Annotated in this window: 12 protein-coding genes and 1 riboswitch; of the genes, 4 read left to right on the top strand and 8 right to left on the bottom strand. The window is 72.9% G+C overall.

The window, feature by feature from the left end; all coding sequences use genetic code 11:
• Together IE318_RS17150 and IE318_RS17145 are read right to left on the bottom strand one after the other, a co-directional pair.
• Window positions 1-225 (bottom strand): alcohol dehydrogenase catalytic domain-containing protein (locus IE318_RS17150; protein ID WP_189901252.1); only part of this gene is annotated, 225 nt, incomplete at its 3' end.
• Window positions 226-323: 98 nt separating this feature from the next.
• Window positions 324-626 (bottom strand): hypothetical protein, encoded by a 303-nt coding sequence (locus IE318_RS17145; RefSeq protein WP_189901250.1) that lies wholly within the window; start codon window positions 624-626, stop codon window positions 324-326.
• Window positions 627-906: 280 nt separating this feature from the next.
• Here IE318_RS17145 and IE318_RS17140 point away from each other — a divergent pair, with 280 nt between their 5' ends.
• From IE318_RS17140 to IE318_RS17130, 3 genes are all read left to right on the top strand, one after another.
• Window positions 907-1,176, top strand: coding sequence for a hypothetical protein (locus IE318_RS17140; protein ID WP_189901248.1), 270 nt, complete (start codon window positions 907-909; stop codon window positions 1,174-1,176).
• Window positions 1,153-1,237: riboswitch (ZMP/ZTP riboswitch) on the top strand. Its footprint overlaps the gene before it by 24 nt.
• A gap of 21 nt (window positions 1,238-1,258) precedes the next feature.
• Window positions 1,259-2,107, top strand: a complete 849-nt coding sequence (locus IE318_RS17135) for a bifunctional 5,10-methylenetetrahydrofolate dehydrogenase/5,10-methenyltetrahydrofolate cyclohydrolase (protein WP_189901246.1) — start codon at window positions 1,259-1,261, stop codon at window positions 2,105-2,107.
• Between the two features lie 92 nt (window positions 2,108-2,199).
• Window positions 2,200-3,429, top strand: coding sequence for a glycosyltransferase (locus IE318_RS17130; protein ID WP_189901292.1), 1,230 nt, complete (start codon window positions 2,200-2,202; stop codon window positions 3,427-3,429).
• Window positions 3,430-3,655: 226 nt separating this feature from the next.
• Here IE318_RS17130 and IE318_RS17125 read toward each other — a convergent pair whose 3' ends face one another.
• The 4 genes from IE318_RS17125 to IE318_RS17110 all read right to left on the bottom strand — a co-directional run bounded on the left by IE318_RS17125 (window position 3,656) and on the right by IE318_RS17110 (window position 8,906).
• On the bottom strand, window positions 3,656-4,978 hold the full coding sequence (locus IE318_RS17125) for an SGNH/GDSL hydrolase family protein (protein ID WP_189901244.1): 1,323 nt from the start codon (window positions 4,976-4,978) through the stop codon (window positions 3,656-3,658).
• A gap of 91 nt (window positions 4,979-5,069) precedes the next feature.
• Window positions 5,070-6,584, bottom strand: a complete 1,515-nt coding sequence (locus IE318_RS17120) for a sodium:solute symporter family protein (RefSeq protein ID WP_189901242.1) — start codon at window positions 6,582-6,584, stop codon at window positions 5,070-5,072.
• Between the two features lie 76 nt (window positions 6,585-6,660).
• Complete coding sequence (locus IE318_RS17115; protein ID WP_189901240.1) at window positions 6,661-7,935, bottom strand: glucarate dehydratase family protein; 1,275 nt, start codon at window positions 7,933-7,935, stop codon at window positions 6,661-6,663.
• Entirely contained in the window at window positions 7,932-8,906 is a 975-nt protein-coding gene (locus IE318_RS17110) for a 5-dehydro-4-deoxyglucarate dehydratase (RefSeq protein WP_189901238.1), read from the bottom strand. The genes IE318_RS17115 and IE318_RS17110 overlap by 4 nt, the downstream gene beginning before the upstream one ends.
• Window positions 8,907-9,296: 390 nt before the next feature.
• Between IE318_RS17110 and IE318_RS17105 the strand changes: the two genes are divergently transcribed.
• On the top strand, window positions 9,297-10,550 hold the full coding sequence (locus IE318_RS17105) for a YncE family protein (RefSeq protein ID WP_189901236.1): 1,254 nt from the start codon (window positions 9,297-9,299) through the stop codon (window positions 10,548-10,550).
• Window positions 10,551-10,590: 40 nt separating this feature from the next.
• On the opposite strand, the gene IE318_RS17100 is transcribed toward IE318_RS17105, so the two are convergent.
• On the bottom strand, window positions 10,591-11,802 hold the full coding sequence (locus IE318_RS17100) for a glycosyltransferase (RefSeq protein WP_189901234.1): 1,212 nt from the start codon (window positions 11,800-11,802) through the stop codon (window positions 10,591-10,593).
• A complete protein-coding gene (locus IE318_RS17095; RefSeq protein WP_189901232.1) occupies window positions 11,799-12,587 on the bottom strand; it encodes a MerR family transcriptional regulator in 789 nt (262 codons plus the stop codon). The genes IE318_RS17100 and IE318_RS17095 overlap by 4 nt, the downstream gene beginning before the upstream one ends.
• Window positions 12,588-12,604: the final 17 nt, after the last annotated feature.

Here is a 12,604-nt window from a genome sequence, read left to right as displayed (position 1 = left end):
CCCCTCCCCCACCGACTCCACGACGCCGGCCGCCTCGTGGCCGAGGAGGAAGGGGAACTCGTCGTTGATGCCGCCCTGTTTGTAGTGCAGGTCGGTGTGGCAGACCCCGCATGCCTGGACCCGTACGACGGCCTCTCCGGGCCCGGGATCCGGCACGACGATCGTCTCGACCCGTACGGGCTCGTCCTTCCCGGGTGCGATCACGCCGCGCACTTCCTGGGCCATGGTGGTGGTCCCTTCCGTCGACCGTTGTTCGTGGTCCCGACACTACCGGCGGCCACGCGGTTCGGCGGCGGTCGGGGCCGGTCGCCGCGCCCGCGGGATCAGTGGATGCCGGGCACCAGCCCGAAGAGCGGGGAGACGAGGCCGGTGACCTGCCTGAGCTGGTTCAGCTGGTTGAGGTCCTGCACGTGGTGGAGGGAGGAGAGCTGCCCGGAGACCGAGGGGACGGCGTTCTGCTGCTCGGCGGGGAGGCCGGTGCGGGCGAGCGAGTCGACCGTGCCGAGCGGCACCAGCCGACCGACGACCGGGACCCCGGTGTCGGCGGCGCTCGCCGGCAGTGCGGCGAGACCCGTGACGGAAGCGGCGAGACCGACGACGGTGAAGATACGTCGAGTGGAGATCATGCCCTCAGCAACGCCGCCGGCCCCCACCCGGACACGGCCTGAGGTCCCCGCTCACCCGACAGGACGAGAAAGCGGCGGAGGAACGCGGCGTTCACCGCGGGCCGCGGTCCCGCTTGCCGGGCACGGAAGGGCGGAGGACGCTCGAAGGAGAGGCCCGTGACGGCCCGCTCCGGCCGGGTCATGGCTTCGTGGGAGGTCACATGGCGACCACGGCACGCCCCGCCTTCGACGCCGGTGCGCTGCGCGACGGCAGGATCGCCGATCGGATCATGATGCGGACATGGGACGAGTAGGGCGGAAGGCCGCGCGGGTCCAGGTCAGCTCCCGGCTGACGTGGAGCTTCTCGGCCCGCGCCGGAGTGGGCGGGTCCCACTCCGCGCGGCTGCGGCCCTCGCGGGCCGCCTCCGCGACACAGCGGCTGGCCTCCGCCGCACTGGTGAGGTCCCTGCTGCGCGCGGTGCGGCCCCGGGCCCGCGCCCGTTCGCCGCGGGCGCTGCCGGGGCGGCGGGCGGGTTCGGCTAGGCTGGGGCGGGGCCGTGACTGGCGCTGAGGTGGAGCACCACCGGGGAGCGGTCCACGCAGAGTCGTAGCCGCGCGCCTGGGTGATTCCGTCGAACGCTCAGGAGTGGACCATGTCCCAGGCCCGACTCATGGACGGCACCGCGCTCGCCCGACGCATCGTCGAGGAGACCGCGCGGAAGGCCGCCGAACTCACCGACCGCACGGGCACGGCGCCCTGTCTGGCGACGGTGCTGGTCGGCGAGGACCCCGCCTCCGTCACCTACGTCCGCATGAAGCAGAACCGGTGCCGCAAGGCCGGCATCGACTCCCGCCGTGTGGCGCTGCCCGCCGAGACCACCACCGAGGAACTGGTCGGCACCCTGCGGTCGCTGTCGCAGGACCCCTCCGTCCACGGCATCCTGCTCCAGCACCCGGTCGGCGAGCACATCGACGAGCGGGCCGCGTTCGAGGCGATCGCGCCCGAGAAGGACGTCGACGGCGTCACCTTCGCCTCCTTCGCCACGATGAGCTTCGGCCTGCCGGGTTTCGTCTCCTGCACGCCCGGCGGCATCCTGCGACTGCTCGACGCCTACGACGTCGACCTGGCCGGCAAGCGGGCCGTCGTCGTCGGGCGCAGCGCGATCCTCGGCAAGCCGGTGGGCATGCTGCTGCTGGCCCGGGACGCCACGGTGACGTACTGCCACTCGCGGACGCGTGAGCTGTCATCCGTGGTCCGGGAGGCGGATGTCGTGGTCGCCGCCGTGGGCCGGCCGCGGCTTGTCCGCGGCCAGGACATCAAGCCGGGCGCGGTCGTGATCGACGCGGGCTACAACGAGGGCAACGTCGGCGACGTCGACTTCGACTCGGCCGTGGAGCGGGCCTCGCTCATCACGCCGGTGCCCGGCGGTGTCGGTCCCATGACCATCGCCACGCTTCTGGAGCAGACCGTGGACGCGGCCGCCCGGCAGCTCGGGGTGTGAACGGCGCGGGGTGAAGGCTCCGCGATCCGACGGGTCGTTCACCGGCGGGGGGCGGCGGCGCGGCCATACTGGCCGTCGTGCGCGTAGCGATCATGACGGCGGGTTCCCGGGGAGACGTCGCCCCCTTCACCGGACTGGGGCACGGCCTGGCCCGCGCGGGTCATGCGGTCACCCTGGTCACCCACGGGCGCTTCGAGCCGCTGGTCGCGGGCTCGGGGCTCGGCTTCCACGCGCTGCCGGTGGATCCGCGGGCCGAACTCCACTCCACGCGCGGGCGGGGCCTGCACCGCAGCGCGACCGACGCGGGCAAGATGCTGCGCGCCGTCGGGCTGGTGCGGGCGGCCCTCGCGCGCATGACGGACGAGCTGATCGCGGCGGCCGAGAAGAGCGACGTCCTGCTGCTGTCCGGCTCCCTGGGGCCGGTCGGGCACGCCATCGCCGAGGCGTTGGGCCTGCCCTGCATGGGCACCCATCTGCAACCCCTGTCGCCCACCCGGGAGTTCGCCCCTCCACTGCTCGGCGGCGGTCACTGGGGAGCGCCGGTGAACCGCCTCGCCGGGCACGGGGTGAACCTCGCCGTGGAGCGGGTCTTCTCGGCGGCCGTGCCCACCGTGCGGGCCCGGCTGGGGCTGCCCGCCGCCCGCATCGGCACCGCCCGCCGCATCCGCGCGGGGCTGCGCCTGCCGGTGCACCACGGCTTCAGCCCACTGGTGGTGCCCCGGCCCCGTGACTGGCGGGCCGGTCTGGAGGTGTGCGGCTACTGGTGGCCGTACGACCGTGACGTCCGGCTCCCCGACGGACTGCGGGAGTTCCTGGACGCGGGGCCGCCCCCGGTCTTCGTCGGGCTCGGCAGTGCCACCGTGCCCGATCCCGCCCGGCTGAGCGGGACGATCGTGCGCGCGCTGCGCGGGGCCGGGCTGCGCGGAGTGGTGCAGCGGGGCTGGGCCGGGCTGGGGGCGGCCGGTGACGACATGCTGACCATCGACGAGGTCCCGCACTCCGCGCTGTTCCCGCGCATGGCCGCCGTGGTGCACCACGCCGGGGCGGGCACGACGGCGGCCGGGCTGCGCGCCGGGGTGCCCGCGGTGCCGCTGCCGGTCCAGTTCGACGAGGGGTTCTGGGCGCAGCGCCTGGTCCGTCTCGGTGTGGCCCCGTGCGCCGTCCCGCTGCGCGGGCTCACCGCGGACGCCCTCTCCGCGGCGCTCACCCGGGCCACCGGGGACGCCGCCCACCGGCGACGGGCCGAGGCCCTGGGCGCCCGGATCCGCGGGGAGGACGGCGTCGCGCCGGTGCTGGCCGCCGTGGACCGGCTGGCGAGCTGACCGCGCCGGCCACCTCGTGGTGGCCGGCCGTCTCGGGCGTGGCCGGCCGTCTCGGGCGTGGCCGGCCGTCTCGGGCGTGACCGGCCGTCTCGGGCGTGACCGGCCGTCTCGTGCGTGACCCGACGGGCGCGCAGCGACGCCGTCGGCGGAGTCCCTACGGGGTCACCTGCTCGCCTCTGTGGAGCGCCGGGCCCCGTCAGGCCGGGCCGACGCCCCCGTCCCTCGATTACGGGCGCTGTTGGAAGAGGCGCACCGGGACCGTGTCGGCCAGGACCTTGTACCCGGCCGGGTTGAGGTGGAGGTGGTCGCCGGTGTCGTAGGCAGGCAGCAGTGCGCGCGGGTTCTGGGGGTCACGGGCCGCCTGGTCGAAGTCGATGACGGCGTCGAACCGGCCGCTGGTGCGGATCCACCGGTTGACCGCCTGCCGCGCCGACTCGCGGAGGCCGGCCGGGTCGTCGTAGCCGTTGCCGCCGAACGGGGTGAGGGTGGCACCGTAGACGCGGATGCCCTGGGCGTGGGCGCGGGTGACGATCTGCTGGTAGGCGCCTATCAGGTCGTCGGTGACCTGCTTCATCGCCGGCTCGGTCGCGTCGGCCGTGCCGATGTCGTTGACGCCCTCGAAGACGATGAGCCGGTCGACACCGCTCTGGGCGAGGACATCACGGTCCAGCCGGGCCAGGGTACCCGGGCCCAGACCGTCGTGGAGGATCCGGTTGCCGCCGGCCGCCTCGTTGATGACCGCGATGCCCGCCGTGCCGGGGCGGGACCGCAGCCGGTCCTGGAGCTGGTCCGGCCAGCGGTCGTTGCCGTTGGTCGTGGACCCGCGGCCGTCGCTGAGCGAGTCGCCGAGCACGACGGTGGCGGAGGTGGTGTTCTTCGACCACACCTCCAGGCCGCTGAGGAAGTACCAGTGGTCGGCGGTGGTGGCGCCGGGCAGAGCGGTGTCGTCCAGGTGGTCGCCGGCGAGCATGTAGGACGTGGTGCGCGATCCGGGGTGCGAGGTGATGGAGGTGGAGGCCTGGCCGTCGGCGAGGTAGAGGGTCACGGTGAGGTTGGTCCCGGCCCTCACGTCGAAGTCCAGCGGGTCGCTGACCGCCTGAGCGCCCATCGGGATGTCGATGCCCTGGTGCCCGCCGAACGTCACCGTCCGGGTGCTGCCCGGCACGATCGCGTCGACTCCCGCCTTGCCGTCGGCCGGGCGTGCCACCGTGACGCCGGTGACGGGCAGGTCGGTGCCGCCGAACGCGTTGGAGAAGCGCAGCCGCAGATGCTGCCCGCCCACGGCGACGTGCACGGTCTGGCGCAGCGTGGCGTGCTCGAACACGCGGTCGGACTGGGTGAAGGGCGCGGGCGGCATGTTGCCGGGCTCGGTCAACTGGGGCATGGACGCCCAGGTGTCCACCCAGTGGCCGCCGGCGTCGCTCGTCGCGGCGGCGGTCTGTGCGGGCCGGGGCGCGGCGTCGCGCGCACCGGACGCCGTGTGCGTGGTGAAGCCCGCCGTGCCGACGACCAGGGCGACGGCGACGCTCACCAGCGAGGATCTCTTCATCCGCGGATTACCTCCATCTGTTCGTCTGTTCTCGGTCGGCCTGTGCTGTCTGTTCTCGATGGCCTGTGTCGGTGGTCGGAGCGGGGCCGCATCAGGCCTGCTCCGCCAGCGGGTTCAGGGCGGCGGCCTCGGGGCCGGGCTCCGGGCCGGAGACGGCCGCGACGACGGCGTCGGCCTCCGCGTCCGGTTCCGGCAGCAGCAGGCCGAGGCCGGTGTACACGACGAGCGAGGTGACCAGCGGCGTGACGACCACGGTGGTCTGGGAGGCCCCGTCCAGGCCGTACTTGACGAGGAAGTAGCCGCCGAGGCCGAGCGCCCAGGAGGCCAGGGCCGCCCGTGGGCCGCAGCGGCGGAAGGCCGGCAGCAGGCCCAGCAGCATCGGGATGGAGATCGGGCCCATGACGGCCGCCACCATGCCGACGATGATCCCGAGGACGCCGCCGAAGTGGTCGGCCTCGATGGCGACGACCATGGAGACGGCGATGAACACCACCGTGACCACCCGCGCCACCCGCAGACCCCGCTCGGTGCTCGCGTCGCGGAAGCCGGGGATCAGGGCGGGCAGGATGTCACGGGTGACCACCGCCGAGATGGCGTTGGCGTCGGAGGAGGCCATGGCCATGGTGTGGGAGAACATCCCGGCGAGGGTGAGGCCCACCAGGCCCATGGGCAGGTAGGACTGCGCCATCAGCGCGTACGTCTGCTGCGGGTCGGCGATGTGCGGCATGAGCACCGGCGCGGCGACCGCGGGCAGCAGCAGCACGGCGGGCCAGATCAGGTACAGGGCGGCCGACAGTCCCGCCGAACGGCGGGCGGCGCGCGGGGAGTCCGTGGCCATGTAGCGCTGGGCCAGGTTCCACATGCCGCCGTTGTACTCGAAGAGCTTCACGACGACGTACGCGGTGAGGAAGCCGGCCGTGTAGGGGCCGACGAGCGGGTCGGTGTGCCCGGACGGCAGCCGGTGCCACAGGGTGCCGAGGCTCGAGGGGCCGCCGAGCCGGTCGAGGACCACCCACATCATCGACAGCGCGGCCACGCCCTGGATGACGAACTGGCCGAACTCGGTGAGGGCGTCCGCCCACAGCCCGCCGACCGTGCAGTACAGCAGGGTGACGACGCCGGTCAGCAGGATGCCGTTGGTCATCGACATGCCGGTGAAGACCTTCAACAGCACCGCCACCGACGCCCACTTGGCGGCGACGTCGAAGACCTTGAGCAGGGCGCCGCTCCAGGCCAGTGCCTGCTGGGTGGGGATGTTGTAGCGGCGGGCGAGGTACTCCAGCGGCGAGGCGACCTTGAAGCGCCGCTGCAGGCGGTTCCACCGGGGGGCGAAGAGCCAGGCGCCGACGCCGGTGCCGAGGGCGAGCGGCAGGAACGCCCAGACGTAGACGGTGATGCCGTAGTTGTAGGCGACGGCGGCGTAGGCGACGAACACGGCGGCGCTGTAGCCGGACATGTGGTGCGAGATGCCGGTCAGCCACCAGGGCATCTTGCCGCCGCCGGTGAAGTAGTCGGAGACGTCGTTGACACGCCGGTGCGACCACACGCCGATGAGGAGCATCACCAGGAAGTAGGCGCCGACGGCGGCCCAGTCGAGCCAGTGCATGGGAGGACCTTCTTGTCGGGACTTGTCGGGAGGGGATTCGGGGACGGGGGGTGGGGCGGCTGTGCGCCGCCCGGTGTCACCAGCGCGGGGTCTTCTTCTCGTACGTCGGGTCCAGCCGGCGCATGTAGCCGGTGTCGTCCCGGTTGCGCAGTCCGCAGCGCAGGTACTGCTCGTGCAGCCGGGCCAGCGCGTCGCGGTCCAGTTCCACGCCGAGGCCCGGGCCGCGGGGCACGGCGACCGAGCCGTCATGGAAGCCGAGCGCGCCGGAGACGATCACGTCCTCCGCCGGGTCCTTCCACGGCCAGTGCGTGTCGCAGGCGTAGGTGAGGTTCTCCGTGGCGGCGGCCAGGTGGGTCATCGCGGCCAGGCTGATGCCGAGGTGGGAGTTGGAGTGCATCGACAGGCCCAGACCGAAGGTGTCGCAGATCCCGGCGAGCAGCTTGGATCGGTGCAGACCGCCCCAGTAGTGGTGGTCGGAGAGCACGACCTGGACCGCGTCGGCGCGCACCGCCGAGGGCAGTTCGTCGAAGGCGACCACGCACATGTTGGTGGCCAGCGGCATCGCGGCCTCACGGGCGACGCGGGCCATGCCCTCCTGGCCGGGTGTGGGGTCCTCCAGGTACTCCAGGACCCCTTCGAGGTCGCGGGCCACCTTCAGCGAGGTCTCCACGGTCCAGGCGGCGTTGGGGTCCAGGCGCAGCGGGGTGGCGGGGAAGGCCTCCCGCAGGGCCAGCACCGCCTCCACCTCCTGCTCGGGCGGCATCACCCCGCCCTTGAGCTTGATCGCCGTGAAGCCGTACTCCCGCACCATGCGTCGGGCCTGCGCGACGATGTCCTCCGGTGTCAGCGCGGCGCCCCAGTCGTCGGGCTCGTGCCCCGGGTGCGCGGCCCACTTGTAGAAGAGGTAGGCGCTGAACGGCACCCGGTCGCGGACGGCGCCGCCGAGCAGGTCGCAGACCGGGCGGCCGGCGGCGCGGCCCCGGATGTCCAGGCAGGCCACCTCGAACGGGGAGAAGACCCGGTCCACGGTGCTGCTGGTGGTGATCATGCCGGTCAGCCCGTGGCCGTCGCTGCCGCTGTCCCCACCGAGCGCCTGGGCGATCCGCCGGTGCATGGGGCCGAGTTCGTGGACGTCCATGCCGGTGATCGCGTCGGCGGCCGTGCGCAGTCTGCGCAGGTGGCCCTCGTCGGCGTAGGTCTCGCCCAGTCCGGTGATGCCCTGATCGGTCGTCACCTCGATGACGGCGCGCAGCGCGTAGGGCTCGTGGACGCCGACCGCGTTGAGGAGGGCGGGGTCCTTGAACGCCACGGGGGTGATGTCGACGCGGGTGATCCGCAGTGCCTCGCTCATCGGGCCACCGCCTCGGCCGCGGCGATCGCGTCCGTGTCACCGGCCTCGTGGGCCGGACGGGCCTCGGTGACCAGGGCCTGGCCCTTGGCGATGAGCGCCTCCAGCTCGGCGAGGTCCTCGGGCGCGGGGTCGGTCAGCGGCGGACGTACGCCGCCCACGTCCAGTCCCCTCAGCCGGACGCCCGCCTTGACCAGGGCCACCGAGTAGCCGGGGACGCGGTCGCGCAGCGCGATCAGGGGGTGGAAGAAGCCCGCCAGCAGCCGCTGCACCACCTCGTCGTCCCCGGCCGTGACGGCCCGGTGGAAGGCCAGGGCGATCTCGGGGGCGAAGCAGAACACCGCCGAGGAGTAGAGCCCGACGCCGATGCCCCGGTAGGCGAGCACGGTGCCCTCGGCGGTGGGCATTCCGTTGAAGAACTGGAAGCCGCTGCCGCCGGTGGCCGGATCGGCCCGGACGGCGGTCACGATCCGGCCGAGGAGGTCCAGGTCGCCGGTGCCGTCCTTCAGGCCCACCACCTGCGGCAGGCGGGCGACGTCGAGGGCGGAGGCGACGTCGAACCGGGCCGTGCCGCGCTGGTAGACGATCACCGGCAGCGAACCGGCGGCCACCACCTGGCGCACATAGGCGACCAGCCCGGCCGGCGGCCCGGCCACCAGGTACGGGGGCATCAGCAGCAGCCCGTCGGCGCCGGCCTCCTGCGCGGCCCGTGCGTACTGCCGGGCGAGGGGCAGCGAACCGCCCGCGCCGGCGAAGACCGGGACCCGGCCGCCGGCCACCTCCACGGCGGTGCGCACCGCGGAAGCGAACTCCTGCACCCCGAGCGCGTGGAACTCCCCCGTGCCGCAGGCGACGAACACTCCGCCCGCGCCGGCTTCGATGCCGGACTCCAGATGGACCGAAAGTTTCGCCGTGTCGACCGACCCGTCTGCGGCGAAAGGAGTGACAGGAAAGAACAGAACGCCCTGAAGCATGGTGACCCCATCCGATGTGCGATCACATATGTGAATGCACATCAAGAATACGAATGACTCGGGGAATGTAAGGTCGGCCGCTCACCAGGGTCAAGGCATGTGCACGGGGCTGTTTCACGCCCACGGCAGCGCATGGAGATCACGGTGAGCGCACACACGGGAGTTCACCGAGGTCGGCCGCAAAGAGGCCGATCTCTACTCGAAACTTTCGAACCACCGAACCGGCCATCGAACGCCACCTCGATGGCGGCGCGCTCGATGGGCACCCGCGCCTGCGATCACCATTCTTGTCGTGAACACATCTTGCCGAGAAGCCCGACCCTTCCTTACTTTTCAGTAAGTTCACTGTGAAGGGCCCGTGTTCGGATCCCCCGAGGAAGGAGAGCAGTCATGCCTGCCTCCAGAACCAGGCACCTGTGCTCCGTTGCCGCCGCCCTCGTCCTCACCGTCGCCGGGCAGGCGACGGCAGCTTCCGCCGCGACCGGCGCCTCCGACGGGTTGCGCGAGGTGCTGTTCGTCGGCAACAACTGGGACGGCACCGCGGACGTCATCCGGTCCAGCGGCGACTTCGCGAGGATCGGCCGCGTCAATGTGATCCCCGACAAGCAGCAGCGGATCGCGGAGATCAACGCCGACCCGATCAAGTGGATCTACTACACCTCCATCCGCAACCAGGTCGGCGAGGGCCACGACCAGTACGTGGACGACATGTACTCCACTCCGGACGGCAGATCGGTGGTGGTCTCCCGGCCGAGCTTCGCCGACGTCGTCTCCATCGACCTGGCCACCGGGCGGGTCAACTGGCGCTTCCCCGTGGCCGGTTACCGGGCCGACCACATGGCCGTCTCCCCCGACGGAACCCGGGTCGCCGTGTCCGCGTCCACCGCGAACAAGGTGCAGGTCCTCGACATCGGCACCGGCGAGGAAGTGGGCGAGTTCGCCACCGGCGACAAGCCGCACGAGAACGTCTTCACCGACGGCGGACGGTACATCTGGAACATGTCGATCGGCGAGGTCACCACCTCGCTCGACAGCCCGGGATGGGACTGGGCGAAGGGCGACCGGCACATCACCGTCGTCGACGCCACCACCTTCAAGCAGGTCAGGACCATCGACATGCGGGACCGGCTGAACGCGATCGGTCTGAATGACTTCTCCGACGCGGTCCGTCCCGCCGCCTTCACCCCGGACTGGTCCAAGCTGTACTTCCAGGTGTCGTTCTTCAACGGCTTCCTGGAGTACGACGTCGCGGCCGACCGGATCACCCGCGTGAAGACCCTGCCGGGCAACCCCGAGACCGACCCCGACCGCACCACCTGGCTCCTGGACTCCCGCCACCACGGCATCGCGATGGACCCCGAGGGGACCAAGCTCTGCGTCGCCGGCACCATGGACGACTACGCGACGGTCGTGGACCGTTCGAGCCTGCAGGAGGGCCCGCTGGTCCCCGCCGTCAAGCCGTACTGGGCCACCGTCAGCGGCGACGGCAAGGACTGCATCGTCTCCGAGAGCGGCGCCGACCAGGTCACGGCCATCGACTTCGCCACCGGCCGGAAGGTCGCCTCGGTACCGGTCGGCGACCATCCGCAGCGGGTGCGCCTGGGCCACGTACAGGCGGACTGGACGGGGCCGACGGCCGGCTAGCCGTCCACGTGCTCGTCCCTCAACCGCTCGCCCTGTCCCATCAGCGCTTCAACCCCTCGACGACCTCCACCGTCCGCCCCACCGCGTCCTCGCCCGCCATGCGGCGGGCCGCGGTGGCGGCGGCGCGGGCGTGGCGCCCGTCCCGTGCGGCGCGGGCGAGGGCGTCGGCCAGCCGTTCGGCGGTGAGCTCCCCGAACGGCACCGGATCCGTGGCCGCACCGAGGGCGGCGAGCCGTGCCGCCCAGAACGGCTGGTCCGCCGTCACCGGCACCGGCACCGAGGGCACCCCGGCGCGCAGCGCGGCCGCCGAGGTACCGGCACCGGCGTGGTGCACGACGGCGGCGACGCGCGGGAAGAGCAGCGCGTGCGGCACATCGCCGACGGTCAGCACGTCGTCCCCCTCGGCGGCGAGCCCGGCGCGGCCGGACTGGAGCACGCCGCGCAGACCGGCCCGCCGCAACGCCTCCACGGCCAGTTCGCTCAGCCGCTCGCCCTCGCCGCTCGCCATGGAACCGAACCCGATGAACACCGGCCGCGGCCCGGCCGTGAGGAAGTCCTCCAGCTCGGCAGGGAGCCGTTCGGCCGGATCGACGTACGGCCACCAGGTGCCGACGACCTCCAGGCCGGGCCGCCAGTCGGAGGGGCGCGGCACGAGGGTCTCGCTGAAGCCGTACAGGACGGTCCGGCTCGCCGCCTCCTGGCGGCGGCGAGCGGCGGCGGGACCCAGGGGCGGAAGGCCCAGTCGGCCGCGCAGTTCGGCGACCGCCGGGGCGTAGAGGCGGTCGGCCATGCGCAGGGCGAACCGTCCGGCCGTGCGGTTGCCGAGGCGGCCCAGGGAGCGGGTGCCGGTGACGACGGGCGGGAAGTCCCCGGTGGGTTCCGTGGGCGTGAGATACGCGCCGAGACTCGGGGTGCCCGTGGCCTCGGCGAGGTGCCGGCCGAGCGAGGCCGTGGTCGCGGACAGCACCAGCAGGTCGGTGGCGTCGTCCATGACGTCGGCGAAGCCGCGCCCGAGCTCGGTGACGAACGCGGCGGCGCTGCGCATCAGGGCGCGCCGGCCGACGGCGCCGTCCTGGGCCTCGGGACGCGCGGGCAGGCCGCGGAACTCCAGTCCGGCCCGGCGGACCAGGGGCGCGAAGGGCTCCGGCGCGGCGACGACGACCTCGTGTCCGGCGCGCCGCAGTCCGGCGCCCAGACCCGTGTAGGGATCGACGTCCCCCCTCGAGCCGGCGGCGGCTATCACGATCCTCATCGCTTCCCCTCGGAGTCGGTGCGGCGGGAGGCGTTGGCGTGCACCGCCTTGCCCAGGTAGGCGGCGAGGCCGGGGCGCTGCTGCGACGGCGGCACGACGAGGGCGAAGGCGCGCGGGTCGGCGACCATGTCGTCCGCGATGCGGCGGTGCATGTCCGGCGGGCACGAGGTGAACCAGCGCGAGATGTGCAGGCGGTGCTCCTCGGCGAGGTCCATGGCCCGCTCGCCGTCGGCGGGCTCGCCGTCGTCGAAGGCGGCGAGCAGCTCGGCGCGCCAGGCCGCCGCCTCCCGCATGAGCAGGCGCCAGTCCTCCTTGGTGTGCGCGGCGGCCCGCGCCATGGACTCCCGCTGTCCCTCGGAGTCGGCCCATTTCAGCTGGGCCTGGGTGGCGTAACTGAGGTCGAAGGCGATCTCGCCGAAGACCTCGAAGCGCTCCTCGGGGGTGAGGGACACGCCGGTCTGCTGGACCTCGATGGCGCGTTCGGCGACCTCGGCCAGCCGCTGCAGCCGCGCGATCTCCTCGCCCAGCCGCAGCTGCCGGGCCCGGAGGTGTTCGAGCGCGTTGGCCTGGGGGTCCTTGAGGATCGTGGCGATCTCGTCGAGCGAGAAGCCGAGTTCCCGGTAGAAGAGGACCTGCTGGAGGCGTGCGAGGTCGCCGTCGTCGTAGAGCCGGTACCCGGCCCGGCTGCGCGCGCTGGGTGACAGCAGCCCGGCCCGGTCGTAGTGGTGCAGTGTCCGGACCGTGATCCCGGCGAAGGCCGCCACCTGTCCCACGGAGTAGCTCATGCTCCTGCCCTTTCGTC

The organism is Streptomyces spiralis, from assembly GCF_014654675.1.
GTDB classification, from domain to species: domain Bacteria; phylum Actinomycetota; class Actinomycetes; order Streptomycetales; family Streptomycetaceae; genus Streptomyces; species Streptomyces spiralis.
The sequence above is the reverse complement of the archived record's forward strand: the minus strand, read 5'-3'. Positions and strand labels throughout refer to the sequence as shown.